This window comes from Streptomyces sp. UF-297, from assembly GCF_058245575.1.
This window is the reverse complement of the sequence record NZ_JBSIBZ010000016.1, coordinates 69,275-82,463: the sequence shown is the minus strand read 5'-3', so window position 1 is coordinate 82,463 and position 13,189 is coordinate 69,275. Positions and strand designations below refer to the sequence as shown.

The 13,189-nt window shown below is 72.1% G+C and carries 12 protein-coding genes; 4 read left to right on the top strand and 8 right to left on the bottom strand.

Translation table 11 applies throughout. The annotated features are described in order from the left end of the window. Positions 1-69: 69 nt before the first annotated feature. The gene (locus AC4IJH_RS12430; RefSeq protein WP_490851685.1) at positions 70-2,466 is read right to left on the bottom strand and encodes an immune inhibitor A domain-containing protein; all 2,397 of its coding nucleotides are present in this window, start codon (positions 2,464-2,466) and stop codon (positions 70-72) included. Positions 2,467-2,832: 366 nt separating this feature from the next. Between AC4IJH_RS12430 and AC4IJH_RS12425 the strand changes: the two genes are divergently transcribed. Further along, positions 2,833-3,180, top strand: a complete 348-nt coding sequence (locus AC4IJH_RS12425) for a hypothetical protein (RefSeq protein WP_490851684.1) — start codon at positions 2,833-2,835, stop codon at positions 3,178-3,180. Between the two features lie 275 nt (positions 3,181-3,455). Here the strand turns inward: AC4IJH_RS12425 and AC4IJH_RS12420 are convergent, their stop codons facing one another. The 3 genes from AC4IJH_RS12420 to AC4IJH_RS12410 all read right to left on the bottom strand — a co-directional run bounded on the left by AC4IJH_RS12420 (position 3,456) and on the right by AC4IJH_RS12410 (position 6,854). Then, positions 3,456-3,983: an RDD family protein gene (locus AC4IJH_RS12420; RefSeq protein WP_490851683.1), complete on the bottom strand. Its 528-nt coding sequence runs from the start codon at positions 3,981-3,983 to the stop codon at positions 3,456-3,458. 159 nt (positions 3,984-4,142) lie between these two features. Next, entirely contained in the window at positions 4,143-4,862 is a 720-nt protein-coding gene (locus tag AC4IJH_RS12415) for an RDD family protein (protein WP_490851682.1), read from the bottom strand. A 174-nt stretch (positions 4,863-5,036) separates the two neighbouring features. Continuing rightward, the gene (locus AC4IJH_RS12410; protein WP_490851681.1) at positions 5,037-6,854 is read right to left on the bottom strand and encodes an RDD family protein; all 1,818 of its coding nucleotides are present in this window, start codon (positions 6,852-6,854) and stop codon (positions 5,037-5,039) included. A 286-nt stretch (positions 6,855-7,140) separates the two neighbouring features. Here AC4IJH_RS12410 and AC4IJH_RS12405 point away from each other — a divergent pair, with 286 nt between their 5' ends. After that, positions 7,141-7,620, top strand: a complete 480-nt coding sequence (locus AC4IJH_RS12405) for an SsgA family sporulation/cell division regulator (protein WP_490851680.1) — start codon at positions 7,141-7,143, stop codon at positions 7,618-7,620. A gap of 20 nt (positions 7,621-7,640) precedes the next feature. Here AC4IJH_RS12405 and AC4IJH_RS12400 read toward each other — a convergent pair whose 3' ends face one another. After that, positions 7,641-8,054 (bottom strand): VOC family protein, encoded by a 414-nt coding sequence (locus tag AC4IJH_RS12400; protein ID WP_490851679.1) that lies wholly within the window; start codon positions 8,052-8,054, stop codon positions 7,641-7,643. Between the two features lie 260 nt (positions 8,055-8,314). On the opposite strand from AC4IJH_RS12400, the gene AC4IJH_RS12395 reads away from it, so the two are divergent. After that, on the top strand, positions 8,315-8,665 hold the full coding sequence (locus AC4IJH_RS12395; protein ID WP_490851678.1) for a tetratricopeptide repeat protein: 351 nt from the start codon (positions 8,315-8,317) through the stop codon (positions 8,663-8,665). A 34-nt stretch (positions 8,666-8,699) separates the two neighbouring features. Here the strand turns inward: AC4IJH_RS12395 and AC4IJH_RS12390 are convergent, their stop codons facing one another. The 3 genes from AC4IJH_RS12390 to AC4IJH_RS12380 all read right to left on the bottom strand — a co-directional run bounded on the left by AC4IJH_RS12390 (position 8,700) and on the right by AC4IJH_RS12380 (position 12,019). Beyond that, positions 8,700-10,139: a dihydrolipoyl dehydrogenase family protein gene (locus AC4IJH_RS12390; RefSeq protein WP_490851677.1), complete on the bottom strand. Its 1,440-nt coding sequence runs from the start codon at positions 10,137-10,139 to the stop codon at positions 8,700-8,702. Between the two features lie 160 nt (positions 10,140-10,299). Then, positions 10,300-10,599, bottom strand: a complete 300-nt coding sequence (locus tag AC4IJH_RS12385; RefSeq protein ID WP_490851676.1) for a ribosomal protein L7/L12 — start codon at positions 10,597-10,599, stop codon at positions 10,300-10,302. 55 nt (positions 10,600-10,654) lie between these two features. Beyond that, entirely contained in the window at positions 10,655-12,019 is a 1,365-nt protein-coding gene (locus AC4IJH_RS12380; RefSeq protein WP_490851675.1) for an FAD-binding oxidoreductase, read from the bottom strand. Between the two features lie 187 nt (positions 12,020-12,206). On the opposite strand from AC4IJH_RS12380, the gene surE reads away from it, so the two are divergent. Next, the gene (gene surE / locus AC4IJH_RS12375; RefSeq protein WP_490851674.1) at positions 12,207-13,175 is read left to right on the top strand and encodes a 5'/3'-nucleotidase SurE; all 969 of its coding nucleotides are present in this window, start codon (positions 12,207-12,209) and stop codon (positions 13,173-13,175) included. The last annotated feature ends 14 nt before the right edge of the window (positions 13,176-13,189 follow it).

Sequence of the window (13,189 nt, the reverse complement as noted above, 5' to 3'; positions counted from 1 at the left end):
CTAAACGCGAACGGCCGCCGCCCGCTAGAGGGCGACGGCCGATTCGCTTCTGACCTGCGGTTTTACCGACTACCGGGTGGATGGCCCGATCTTGAGGGTCATCGTGGACCCGTCATGGGCCTCTTTGTCGATCTTGATGCGGGTGTTGGTGTCAGTAACGATCACGCCACCGGTCGGGTTGGCCTCGTCGTAGTAGTCACCCTTGCGGTCGTCGAAGACCGACACCCCCGGCTTCGACTTGATCTTGGCGGGCACGCCGTCCTTGTGGACGGTCAGCGCGTCCGTGCGGTGCTTGGTGAAGGTCGAGTCGTAGGACTGGAAGCGGTTGCGCATCAGCTTGCCGTCGGACCAGCGCTCGGCCTTCGGGTGGGCGTCGACGGGCAGGATCTGCCCGGAACCAGGGTGCAGGCCCACGTTGTTGTCCAGCTGCGAGGTGTCCCACTTCCAGATCAGCAGACCGTTCTGGTACGGGAAGTGCTCCACCCAGTCCGGCCGCTTGGTGGCCCAACCGTAGTTGTACGGGCCGGACTTGAGGGTCCGGTCGTAGGAGACGTACTGGCGGTTCTCGGCGATGTAGTACTGCGCGTAGTCCTTGGTGAAGGAGTCACCGATGCGCGAAAAGCCCTGCGCCGCCCAGCCGTTGTCGCCGCTCTCGGCGTTGTCGGTGAACAGCGCGGCGCCGTCGGCGACCACGCCGATCGCGTCGGCCGTGAAGCCGCGCTGGATCGCGCCGCCGTCGGTCTGGTAGCGCAAGCGCAGCTCGATCTTCTTGCCCGCGTAGGCGTCCAGCGGGTAGACGAGGTCCTGGTAGTCCTTGACCGCGTCGGTCAGCGCGGGCCTGCCGCCGGTGTCGCGCGGGATGGCCTTGCCGTTCGCGGTGCCCTCCAGCGGCGTCCAGTTGGCGCCGTTGTCGGTGGAGGCCTCGGCGTACAGGAAGTCGTAGTCCTTCTCGATGTCCCACCAGCCCTTGAGGTTCAGGGAGGCCTTGGACTTGCCGGTGAGGTCGACGGAGCGCGTCAGGGTGTTCTTCAGGTCGTTGCCCATGCCGCTCCACCACTGGTGGGAGCCTTCGGCGGGCTTGACGATGTCGGTCTTGACCGCCTTGGCGGGCAGTTCGACGACCACGGCCTGCTTGTTCTTGGTGTTGTACTCCGCCACGCCCAGCTTGTGGGTGGACTTGGTGGCGGCCTTGGCCTTGTCGTAGTTGAGCCAGCCCAGCTGGAGCTTGTCCCAGGCGCTCATGTCGCCGGGGAGGTCGCCGATGGAGTCCTTGCCGCGGCCGAGCCAGGAGCCGGCCGACATCAGCGACCAGAAGTCGACGGAGGACTCGCCCTGGCCGGTGGTGTCGTACTCGTCCGGCAGGCCCAGGTCGTGGCCGAACTCGTGGGCGAAGACGCCCAGTCCGCCGTTCTCGGGCTGCATCGTGTAGTCACCGACCCACAGGCCGGTGCTGCCTATCTGGGTGCCGCCGGCCTTGTTGCCCTCGGGGCCGGTGCGGCCGTTGTCGCTGCCGTACGCGTACCAGCGGTGCGCCCAGATGGCGTTGGTGCCCTCGGCGCCGCCGCCGGCCGACTCGTCCTCGCCGGCGTGCACGATCTGGAAGTGGTCGATGTAGCCGTCGGGCTCGTTGAAGTTGCCGTCGCCGTCGTGGTCGTAGCGGTCCCACTGGTCGTACTGGGCGAGGTCGGCCTTGATCTGGGCGTCGGTACGGCCCTTGGCCTTCTGGTCCTTGGCCCACTGGTTGACGCCGTCGCGGATCAGGTCCCAGGCGTTGGCGCAGTTGGTCTGGCCGCACCAGTTGGAGCCGTAACGGGCCTCGTTCCACTCGACCTTGACCCAGTCGGAGACCTCGCCCTCGACCGAGTAGCGGCCCGAGGACTGCCGCTCGTAGTACTTCGCCAGGGACTCCTTGTTCTTGTCCTTGGAGAAGTAGAGGTCCTGGAAGTGCCGGCGGTTGTAGTCCTTCTGCCAGGCGGTGCTGTTGTTGTCCTTGCGGTCCGGCTCGGCTATCCGGTTGTGCGCGGGCCCCGGCTTGCCGCCGTACTTCTTGACCGGGTCCTGGCCACCGGGGCCGTCCGGGTCGTGCGTGGTGGTGTCGTCGACCTTGTCGCCGAACTCGACCAGGATCGTGAAGATCTTGTCGGTCTTCTTGCGGGCCAGCTCGACGTACTTGCCCTTGTCGAGCTTGACGACCTCCGAGCCGCCGCGCCGCGTCGGTGCGGCGTCGCCGGATATGACCTGCTGGATCGCTTCCTTGCGCTGAGCCGCTTGACGATCGCTGAAAGGACCCTTGAGGTCGTGGTCAACGGTTCGTTGGGCGGGAGCGGGGTCACTGCTGCGCCCGGCGGGCGCCCCCCGACCGCCGGTCTCCGCCTGCGCGACCCCCGATGTCACCGCGGCCGCCCCCAGCGCCGTCACGGCGGTGGCCAGGACGGCCGATCTGAACACCCTTCTCCGGTCTCTCACTTGACGCAGTCCTCCCCTTAAACGGTCGTTAATGGAGGGCATTCGACCGGATAGGGAGAAGAAAAGACAGATCTTGACTTGGTCACGACAGGGAAGTACGTTACGCGGTTTACGTTGTGCGGCTATCGGACGCCTTTGTGCGGACCCATACGCCAGCCCGGCGGGCGCATCCAACGGATGTCAACAGGCGCGCCGATCCGGTTCGTTCAAACTCGACATGATTCCGTGCGCCCCCTATGCACCGAGACCGTGGGTTAGGTCACGCTTACTGCCAGTTCCCTTCGGGAAGTAAGGACCGTAGAGTCACTTGACGGCGCGCCCAAGTCGACCGACACCCCTGCCGACGCCCCGAGGACGGATCCCGCCATGCCTCGTCCGACTGCCGCACAGCTCGCCTACGGTTCGGCCACCGTCATATGCTCCACCCTCGTCATGCTGCTGCTTTCGCGCACGCAGAGCGGGGTCGGAGTCGCCGTCATCGCCATCGCCGGGCTCGGCCTCGGCGTTCTGGTGTCCCTGACCTTCCCAATCCGCCGTGGTGCGCGGGCGGTTCATACCCGCACGGCCCGCATGCCCTATATGACCGCGCGACCCGCGGCCGCCCGTACGGCGGTCTCCGCGCAGGTCGCGCCCGTATCCGCGGAGAGCGTCCCGCACCAGCGGGCGCACGCCGCCAGCAGCTCCGAGGCCCGGGTCAGCGAGCACTCCGGCTGATCACGCCGGGGCCGTACCGGCACCACACCGGCCCCACCCGTCACGCCGGGCCTCACCGGAACCGACACGATCCGACATCGCCGGACCGTGCGGGGTCGCGCGAGGCCGCACAGCACCACGCACGACCGCACACGCCGGATGGTGGGGCGTGTCGCCTGCGGGCACATCGTGGCCGGTCGCGCAGTTCCCCGCGCCCCTGCACAGGGCACGGCCGCACCCCGCTGCGCCGCGGGGGCCGCCGGTATCCTCCGGCGGGCAGCTCGCCGCCCCGGTCGTCAACTCACCTGTACCACCACGGTCTTGGCCGCCTTGTCGTGCAGGCACTGCCGGTTGGGGCGGTCCCACAGGCACCACAGCGAGTTGACGATCCAGAAGAGCGGGCCCACGAAGTAGAAGGTGGCGAGACCGGGCAGGGCGTACACCGCCGCCCGCGCCCAGCCGCGGCCGCCGGGGGCGGACCCGTCGGCCAGTACGGCGACCCGGATACGGGCCAGCTTCTTGCCCAGCGTCTGACCGCTGCGGGCCAGCAGGGCGCCTTCGTAGAGGAAATACAGCAGGTAGGTGAGCACGGCGGCCAGCAGGTCGCGGGTGATGCTCCGCTCACCGGGGTGGTCGATGCTGTAGCGCGCGGCGCCGGTCGCGATGAGCATCGCCGTCCAGATGACGGCAAGAACGACCGAGTCGACCAGGCGGGCCAGGAAGCGCTGCCCGATCGTGGCGAACGGCGGCGCCCCCTCGACGGGGCCCGAGGGGCCGGCTCCGTGGGAGCCCGGACCGGGCGCGGGCGGCCGGTAACTGCTCATACGAGGAGTTAACCAGCCGCCCGGCGGACCGTGAAGGTCACCAGCTGTACGGGAATCACCTTGCGAGGCAAGGGAGTTGGGGCGGACCAGGGAATTGGGGGAGGAGAAACAGGGCCCGGGAGCCGGAGGGAAGGGAGGTGTCCGCAGACGTGCGGGCGGTCAGGCCGTGGAGACGACCACGGTCTTGGCCGCCTTGTCGTGCAGGCACTGCTGGTACGGCTTGTCCCAGGTGCACCACAGGACGTTGAGCACCCAGAAGATGAAGCCGCAGCAGGGCACGATGCTCGGCAGGCTGTAGACGGCGGCGCGGGTCCAGCCGACGTTTCCGGCCGGGATCGAGCCGTTCTCCAGCACGGCGACGCGGATCTTCAGCGCCATCTTGCCGAGGGTCTGGCCACGGGTGGTCAGCATCAGGCCCTCGTAGAGGAAGTACACCACCGCGGAGACGACCGAGACGGCGAACTGCTTGCCGGCGTCCTCATTGACGCTGAAGTCGCCGTTGGAGGCGGTGTAGCGCACGCCGAGGACCAGCGTCGCCAGCACGCTGACCGATACGTACACCAGCAGGCCGTCGATGATGCGGGCGACCAGGCGGCGGCCCCGGTTGGCCAGCGGGGGCATCCCGGCGAGCGGGTCGGTGGCGCCGTACTGCCCGCCGTAGGGGTTGTCGGCGTACGGGCCGGGGCCCGCGCCGCCGTAGGGATCGCCGCCGTACGAAGGAGGCGGGGGCGGGGGCGCGCCACCCGGGGGCGGCGGGGGCGGCGGCGCACCGCCGTCGCCATAGGGAGAGCCGCCCGCCGGCGGCTCCTGCGGCTTCTTCAGGAACGGGTCGTCCTCCGGCGGCTCACCGGATCCCGGCCTCGGCTGGTCGCTACTCATAGCCCGAGTCGACCCCTTCCCCCGCCCCACCGCATCCGGCAAGCGCCGTTCGGAGTACGGGGGCGCCGTCCGGCGGGGCCTTCCGTGGTCGCCGACGGGGGCCTTGCACCGCGCCGTCGCGCCTGCGGCGGGCTGTGGTCCGCTGCGCGGGACTGTCGGGTGCTGGGGCGGGGGTCAGGAGGTGGCTACGAAGGTGTGGGCGAATTTGTCGTGCCAGCATTGGCGCCAGGGGCGGTCGATGAGGCACCAGGCGGCGTTGAGGATGCCGATCGCCAGGGCGCCCAGGAGGCCGTAGAGGAGCCAGCGCTTGAGGGCGGCGGTGAAGGTCGGGGTGCCGTGGTCCTCGATGTCCAGGACGCGGATGCCGCAGACCTTCTTGCCGAGCGTGCGGCCCCACTTGGCGACCGGCAGCGCCTCGTACAGGATGCCGACGGCCAGGAGGACACCGACGACGATGGCGAGGTAGGGGATGGTCGTGCCGTCGAGCAGGTAGACCGTGACCTGGCGGCCGGAGTCCTTCGCCGCCTGCACCTTCGCCTCGATGTGGTCGACCGCCTTGCCCCACAAGGGAATTGCGGCCGCGCTGACCACCGCGCCCAGGACCACGCCGTCGATGAGGCGGGCGGCCAGGCGGCGGCCGAGTCCGGCGGGGCGGCCCTGTTCCTGCGCGGCCTGGAGGAAGGGGTCGGAGGCCGGCGGCTTCCAGGGGATGACGCCCTCGGGAGCGCCGTCCTGCGCACCGGCCTGCGGCGGCGGGAAGCCGGGCGTGGCGCCTTGGGGTACGGAGGAGGGCAGCCCGGCGGGCTGGTGGAACGGGGGCTGCTGGGCAGCGGGCGGCTGGTGAACCGGCGGCTGGGCAACGGGAGTCGGCTGGGCCGGTACGGAGTGCGGGGGCGTGCCGCCGGACGGGAGGGGCTGCGGGGCGCCCTGGCCCGGTTCCTGGGTGGTGGCGGGACCGCCCGGATGAGCGACGCGGATCGCCATCGTCTCGCCGCCCCGCTTGCCGGGCTGCCCGGCAGCGGCCTCCGGTCCGGCTCCGGGGCGTACGGCGCGGAACACGGCCGTGCCCTCGTCGCCGACCGCCCCCGGCGCGGGTTCGCGGCGCGCGGCGGACGCCGGGCCCACGGCGCGGATGGTGACCGTGCCCTCGGACCGCACGGAGTCGGAGGAGGGGCCGCAGGGCCCGGAGGACGGAGAGGTCGTGGAGCTTGGGGTGGTGGGGTCGGTGGGGGGCGTCGGCTCGGGACGTCCGGCGGGCTGCTCCTCGCGGCGCGCCTGCGGAACCACTCCCCCGCCCCAGGCCGCCTGCTGCCGGCCCTGCGCGGGCGACTGTCCCTGGCCCTGCGCGGGCGACTGTCCGTGTCCGGCGGGCTGGCCCTGCCCGGCGGCCTGCCCCGCTGCCCCGAACCCCGGACCGGCAGCGGACTGCCCCGGCCCGGCGGGCTGGCCCTGCCCGGCCCCGTCCTGCGGGCCCTGGCCCGGTGAGCCCCAGGACACCCGGCGGTCCTGCTCGCCGCCGAAGCCGCTCTGGCGGGAGGCGTCGGCCTGCCAGGCGGAGGCGGACTGGGCGCCGGCCGCCTGGGCCTGGGCCTGCGCCTGGCGCGGGTCCTCCCAGGGTCCGGCGGCAGGCAGCGCGCCTGCGGCCCCGCCCTCGGCGCCAGGACCAGAGCCCGTGCCGGCACCAGCCGTCGCCGCCGTCGCGCCGCCCGTGGTCACCTCGGGCTCGCCGTCCTCGTCCAGGAAGACGGGGCCGGTCTCCTCCGCGGTGGCGGGGGTGGCGGCGCGCTCGGGGAGTGCGGGGGCGGCGGGGGCGGCAGGGACCGCGCCCGGTGGGGGTGCGGGCATGGCCTCGCCCTCGGCCGGCGCGGGGCGGCTCGTACCGGGCACCCACGCGGCACCGTTCCAGTACCGGATATATCCCGGAATGGACGGGTCCGGATAGAAGCCCGGCGTGGGGCTGCCGTCGGCGGATCCTGAGGTAGGGGCGCTCATGTCCGAAGTCCCGTATCTGTTCTCGGCCGGTTGTGGAGGGTGGGGCAGGTGCAGTCTGCCGTAACGAGGCGTCCACATCTATCAGACGGGGGTGGGGCCCGGGACCGGCCCCGTCCACGACCACCTGGAAGAGACCCGCGAAAAAAGTTGTACGAAGTCGCGTAATGGTCCGGCGGCTGCGGCCTCTATCCAGGTGCGGGCCTCTTCCACAGCGGCCCGCCCCCGGAAGAGACGACCGCGGTCCGGCCGCGGCCAGAGCGCGGGAGACCGCGAGAGAAGAGGCGTCATGCACACCGTGGTGGAACGAGAGCTGGAGCTGGGCCTGGTGCTGTCCCCGGAGCGCAGCGTCCCCGTCCCGGCCCGGCTGACCTACCGTACGGACGACCCGTACGCCGTCCACGTCACCTTCCACGTCGGCTCCGACTCGCCCGTCAACTGGACCTTCGCGCGCGAGCTGCTGGTGGAGGGGGTGTTCCGGCCGTGCGGTCACGGCGATGTGCGGGTGTGGCCCACGAAGGTGGACTCGCGCAGCGTGGTCTGCATGGCGCTCAGCTCCCCGGACGGGGACGCGCTGCTGGAGGCCCCGGCGGCGGCGGTGTCGGCCTGGCTGGAGCGCACGCTGCGGGTGGTGCCGCCGGGCTCGGAGCAGGAGCACCTGGGCATCGACAAAGGGCTGAGCGAGCTGCTGGCCATGTCGCCGCGCCGGGACGACCTGTGGCTGAGCGACCCGTGGCCCTCGGACGAGTCCCCGGAGCCCGGGGCGTAGCGGGTATGGGGCCGATGGCCTCAGCCGGCGGAGCCGTCGGACAGCTCGGCGGGACCGTCGTAATAGGTGAGGAATTCGATGGAGTGGCCGTCGGGGTCGTCGACATAGAGCCCGCGGCCGCCCCTTCGGTGGTTGATCCGCTGCGGCTCCTTGTGCGACGGGTCGGCCCAGTAGGGCAGCTCGCGCTCGGTGACCCGGGCGAAGATCTTGTCGAATTCCTCCTCGCTCACGCGCAGCGCGAGGTGCTGGTAGGTGATCTCCTCCGGCTTGACGATGAAGTCGGCGTAGTCGAGCGTCAGCCCGTCCTCCAGGGGGATGGCGGCGAAGGGGCCGTTGGGGACCGGGGCCGGCGCTCCGAGGAGTTCGGTGACGAAGCGCGCGGACGCGAAGCGGTCGGTGGCGTGGATGATCGTGTGGTCGAGGTGTACGGGCACGGCAGCCTCCCGGGGAGTCGGGACCCTCGGCGCCCGCGGCCCGTGCGGTGTCCGTGACATGCGCGGGTCCCGCGGAGTCCGTCAGGTCCGTGGCACGTTGCACTACTGAACGTACAAATGCGGTGACCGATCCGGTATCGGGATTTGGGCCTACATCGCCAGACCGGCGCCGAACGGGCCGGTGGCAGCCCCCGGCACCCTTCCGACCTGCGCCTCAGCACTTGTGGAATGTTCAACCAAAAGCTTGCGTTGACGCAGCCATGACCGACACGTACTACACGCACGGGACCGCCGCCGAGCGCTGGGACCGTGCCCGGCTGTTCTTCGACGCCAAGGACTACACGACCGCGGCGCACATCCTGCACGGCCTCGTCGCCGAGGCCCCCGGCCTCCTCGCGCCCCGTCTGCTGCTCGCCCGCGCCTACTACCACTCCGCCCAACTGTGGCGCGCGGAAGAGGAGTTGCGCACGGTGCTGGAGCGCGACCCGTCGGAGGAGTACGCCCACCTGATGCTGGGCCGCACCCTCCAGCGCCAGGGCCGCGACGCGGAGGCCGTCCCCTACCTGCGCCTGGCGGCAGCCCTGGCAGGGGACTTCGGGGATCTCGCGTAGGCAGCGGGAGCGTCCGTACCGGCCCGGCACACCCTCAGCCCCGGTACGCCTCCAGCAGCCGCAGCCAGATCTCGCTGATGGTCGGGTAGGCGGGGACGGCGTGCCACAGGCGCTCGACGGGGACCTCGGCGGCCACCGCGATGGTTGCGGAGTGCAGGAGTTCGGCGGTGCCGGGGCCGACGAAGGTGACGCCGAGGAGGACCTCGCGGTCCAGGTCGACGACCATGCGGGCGCGGCCGTGGTAGCCCTCGGCGTACAGCGAGGCACCCGCGACCGCGCCCAGATCGTGGTCGACGACGCGGATGCGGTGGCCGGCCCGCTCGGCCTCGGCCGCCGTCAGCCCGACCGAGGCCGCCTCGGGGTCGGTGAAGACGACCTGGGGTACGGCGGCGAGGTCGGCGGTGGCGCTGTGCGCGCCCCAGCGGTCGGTCTCCAGGATCGGTACGCCACGGGCGCGCGCGGCGATGGCGGCGCCCGCGATCCGGGCCTGGTACTTGCCCTGATGGGTCAGCAGCGCCCGGTGGTTGACGTCGCCGACGCCGTACAGCCAGCCGCCCTGCACTCCCGTGACCCGGCAGCTCTCGTCGACCTCCAGCCAGGAGCCGGGGGTCAGGCCCACCGTCTCCAGGCCGAGGTCCTCGGTGCGCGGGGCGCGGCCGGTGGCGAAGAGGATCTCGTCGGCGACGATCTCCTCGCCGGTGTCCAGCTCGACGGTGGCCGGGCCCTCCAGCGCCGGGCGGCGCACTCCGGCCACCGAGACGCCCGTGCGCAGCAGCACACCGGCCTCGGCCAGGGAGCCCGCGACCAGTTCGCCGGCGAAGGGCTCCATCCTGGGCAGCAGCCCGGCGCCCCGCACCAGCAGCGTGACCTGCGAGCCCAGCGCCTGCCAGGCGGTGGCCATCTCCACGCCCACCACACCGCCGCCGACGATCACCAGGCGCGGCGGGACGGACTGGGCGCTGGTGGCCTCGCGGCTGGTCCACGGGCGGGCCTCCAGCAGGCCCGGCAGGTCGGGCAGCACGGCCCGGCTGCCGGTGCAGACGGCGACGGCGTGCCGGGCGGTCAGCTCGCGCCCGTCGACCACGACCGTGCGGGGACCGGCGATCCGGCCCTTTCCGCGTACGAGCTCGATGCCGGCCGAGTCCAGCCACTGGACCTGGCCGTCGTCCTTCCAGTGCGAGGCGAACGCGTCGCGGTGGGCGAGGACGGCGGGGGCGTCCAGCGGGCCGGACGCCGCCTCGGGCAGCCCGGGGACGCGCCGGGCGTCCGCGCGGGCGGCGACCGGCCGCAGCAGCGCCTTGCTGGGCATGCACGCCCAGTACGAGCACTCGCCGCCCACCAGCTCGCTCTCCACGATCACCGTGCTCAGCCCGTGGGCGTGCGCGCGGTCGGCGAGGTTCTCGCCGGTCGGCCCGGCGCCCAGCACCACGACGTCGTAGGTGTCCGGGCCCGCGGTCTGTGAGGTACCTGCCATCGCTGCATCGCTCCCTGGTGTCCGTACACGGCGCGTGCCGGGGGCTGTCGTCACCGCCCCGTCGTCCGCCCGCCGGGCAGGCGGGACGGTGACGACAGACCCTGGGGCCATCCTCTGCCCCGGCGCCCCGCCCGGCCACACGGCAGGGGTGTCGCAGCGGCTACAACGCGCCACCCGTGCGCCGCTCGACGGCCTCCTTGGCCTCGGCCAGGCCGTCGCCGGTTATCTCGCGGTAGCGCTTGATGGCCTGGACCTTCTTGCCCTGGTGCCACAGCGCGTCGACTTCGCGCAGGGCGGGGTCCTGCGCCTCCTCGATGCCCAGGTGTTCCAGGATCAGGTCGACCTTGTGCTCCATGCGCTTCAGGCGGCGTTCGACGTTCTTCTTGTGGCCGTCGACGGACAGGGACAAGAAGATCACGGCCATCAGGACGACGGCGGCGATCGGCAGTGCTGCTTCCATGGTCAGCGACCCTAACCGGGCCGCCGCCGCCCCCGGAACCGCCCGCCGTCGCCGGTCAGAACAGCTTGCCGGGGTTGAGCAGCCCCTGCGGGTCGAAGACCCGCTTGATCTCGCGGTGCAACTGGAGCCCGACCGGGCCCAGTTCGCGGGCCAGCCACTCCTTCTTCAGTACGCCGACGCCGTGTTCGCCGGTGATGGTGCCGCCCAGCTCCAGCCCGAGGGCCATGATCTCGTCGAAGGACTCGCGGGCCCTGCGGGACTCGTCCGGATCCGAGGCGTCGAAGCAGACCGTGGGGTGGGTGTTGCCGTCGCCGGCGTGGGCGCAGACCCCGATGGTCAGGCCGTACTTCTCGGCGATGGCGGCGGTGCCCTCCAGCATGGCGGCCAGCCGCGAGCGGGGTACGCACACATCGTCGATCATCGTCGTGCCCTTGACCCGCTCCAGGGCGGTGAGGGTGAGCCGGCGGGCCTGGAGCAGCAGATCGGACTCGGCGGCGGTCTCGGCGGGGACGACCTGGGTCGCGCCGGCCGCCTCGCACAGGGCGCCCAGGGCCGCGAGGTCGGCGGCCGGGTCGGGGGTGTCGAAGGCCGCCAGCAGCAGCGCCTCGGTGGTCTCGGGCAGGCCCATGTGGGCCATGTCGTTGACGGCGCGGACGCTCGTACGGTCCATCAGCTCCAGCAGGGCGGGGGCGTGGCCGCGCGCCATGATCTCGCAGACCGCCTCGCAGGCGGCGGCGGTGGAGGGGAACTCGGCGGCCAGCGCGAGCTGTTGGGGCGGCTCGGGCTTGAGGGCGAGGACGGCGCGTACGACGATGCCGAGGCTGCCCTCGGAGCCGACGAACAGGCGGGTGAGGTCGTAGCCGGCCACGCCCTTGGCGGTGCGGCGGCCGGTGGTCAGCAGCCGCCCGTCGGCCAGGACGACGTCCAGGCCGAGGACGTACTCGGCCGTCACGCCGTACTTGACGCAGCACAGGCCGCCGGAGGCGGTGCCGATGTTGCCGCCGATGGAGCACTCCTCCCAACTGGAGGGATCCGGCGGGTAGTACAGGCCGTGCTCGCCCACCGCGCGGGACAGCACGGCGTTGATGACGCCCGGCTCGACCACCGCGATGCGGTCCACGGGGTTGATCTCAAGGATCCGGTCCATCTTGACCAGGGAGAGCACGATGCAGCCGTCGGAGGCGTTGGCGGCGCCCGACAGGCCCGTACGGGAGCCCTGGGGGACGACGGGCACGCCGAGTTCGGTGGCGGTGCGCATCACGTGCTGGACCTGCTCGACGGTGCGCGCCAGCACGACCACCGCGGGCGTGCCGGCCGCGCAGAAGCTCGCCATGTCGTGGGCGTAGGCGCTGGTGACATCGGGGTCGGTGAGCAGCGCGTCCTCGGGGATTGCGTCGCGCAGACGTGCGATGAGGTCCATGGCCCCAGCCTCGCACCCGCAGGCCCGGCACGGAAGATCTCCGGGAACCGTCTCCTCCCCTTGCGCGGGGTTTGTGGCGGGAGGGCGAGGAGGACTTGTACGCCTTCCCATCGCGGTATGTCAGCTCTACGGTGCGCGGGCTCTCGTCCGGTTTCCGTGTCACTGATCCGCACCAGGAAGGTGACCCATGTCGAATCCCGTACGCACAAGAGCAGTCGCACTGGCCGGGGCCGTCGCGGCGACGGGCGCGCTGGTGGCTGGGGCGGGGCCCACGGCGCTGGGGCAGCCCGCCGCACCCGAGGAGCGCGCCGCGCCCGGCCTGCGCATCCTGGTCAGCAACGACGACGGCTACCAGCACCCCTATCTCCGTGGGCTGCAGGCCGCGTTGCGCAAGGCCGGGCACGACGCGGTGATCGTGGCGCCCAGCGAGAACATGTCCGGGCGCGGCACCGGCATGACCTTCACCCCCAACGCCTCGCTGCGCGCGCAGGAGGTGGAGCCGGACATCTGGTCGGTGGGCGGCTCCCCCGGCGACGCCGTCGCCTTCGGCGTCCAGCACGCCTTCGCCGGCCGGCCCGGCGGCCGCCCCGACCTGGTGGTCTCCGGCGTCAACCCCGGCGCGAACGCCGGGCCCGCCGCCAACCACTCCGGGACGGTGGGCGCGACGGTCGCCGCGGGGGACGGGGACGTACCGGCGCTGGCGGTGAGCGTGGACTACGACCCGCGCGATCCGCAGAACCCGTTCCCCTCCGTCGGTCGGGCCACCGACTTCGCGGTGCGCGTGGTCGACCGGCTCGCCGCGACGGCGCGCGGCGGCCAACTCCTGCCGACCGGCACGGCGTTGAACATCAACTATCCGGTGCGCCCGGACGGCGGGGTGGCCTTCGCCAATGTGGGCCGGGCCCGGAACGTGACGCTGTCCTACGTACCGGATCCGGCCACCTGCGCCACGTGCTACAAGGTGCGGCTGGGGCTGGACCCGAACGCGCCGGAGAGCGTCCCGGCCGCCGACACCACGGCGCTGGCCAGGAACGATGTGGCGCTCTCGCTGCTCACCGGCGACTGGGGCGCCCGCGGCTTCGCCCCGGCCCCGCGGCCGCCCTCGGAGGAGGACGTGAAGCGGACCAGGGCGCGCCTGTACGGGCTGGAGCCATAGGCCCGTTCGGCTTC

What these genes read in the sequence shown, in the direction of transcription:
- AC4IJH_RS12425 (WP_490851684.1), top strand. Translation starts at nt 2,833, where the DNA reads ATGCCTCGTCCGACTGCCGCACAGCTCGCCTACGGTTCGGCCACCGTC.
- AC4IJH_RS12405 (WP_490851680.1), top strand. Translation starts at nt 7,141, where the DNA reads ATGCACACCGTGGTGGAACGAGAGCTGGAGCTGGGCCTGGTGCTGTCC.
- AC4IJH_RS12410 (WP_490851681.1), bottom strand. Translation starts at nt 6,854, where the DNA reads ATGAGCGCCCCTACCTCAGGATCCGCCGACGGCAGCCCCACGCCGGGC.
- surE (WP_490851674.1), top strand. Translation starts at nt 12,207, where the DNA reads ATGTCGAATCCCGTACGCACAAGAGCAGTCGCACTGGCCGGGGCCGTC.
- AC4IJH_RS12380 (WP_490851675.1), bottom strand. Translation starts at nt 12,019, where the DNA reads ATGGACCTCATCGCACGTCTGCGCGACGCAATCCCCGAGGACGCGCTG.
- AC4IJH_RS12395 (WP_490851678.1), top strand. Translation starts at nt 8,315, where the DNA reads ATGACCGACACGTACTACACGCACGGGACCGCCGCCGAGCGCTGGGAC.
- AC4IJH_RS12415 (WP_490851682.1), bottom strand. Translation starts at nt 4,862, where the DNA reads ATGAGTAGCGACCAGCCGAGGCCGGGATCCGGTGAGCCGCCGGAGGAC.
- AC4IJH_RS12385 (WP_490851676.1), bottom strand. Translation starts at nt 10,599, where the DNA reads ATGGAAGCAGCACTGCCGATCGCCGCCGTCGTCCTGATGGCCGTGATC.
- AC4IJH_RS12390 (WP_490851677.1), bottom strand. Translation starts at nt 10,139, where the DNA reads ATGGCAGGTACCTCACAGACCGCGGGCCCGGACACCTACGACGTCGTG.
- AC4IJH_RS12420 (WP_490851683.1), bottom strand. Translation starts at nt 3,983, where the DNA reads ATGAGCAGTTACCGGCCGCCCGCGCCCGGTCCGGGCTCCCACGGAGCC.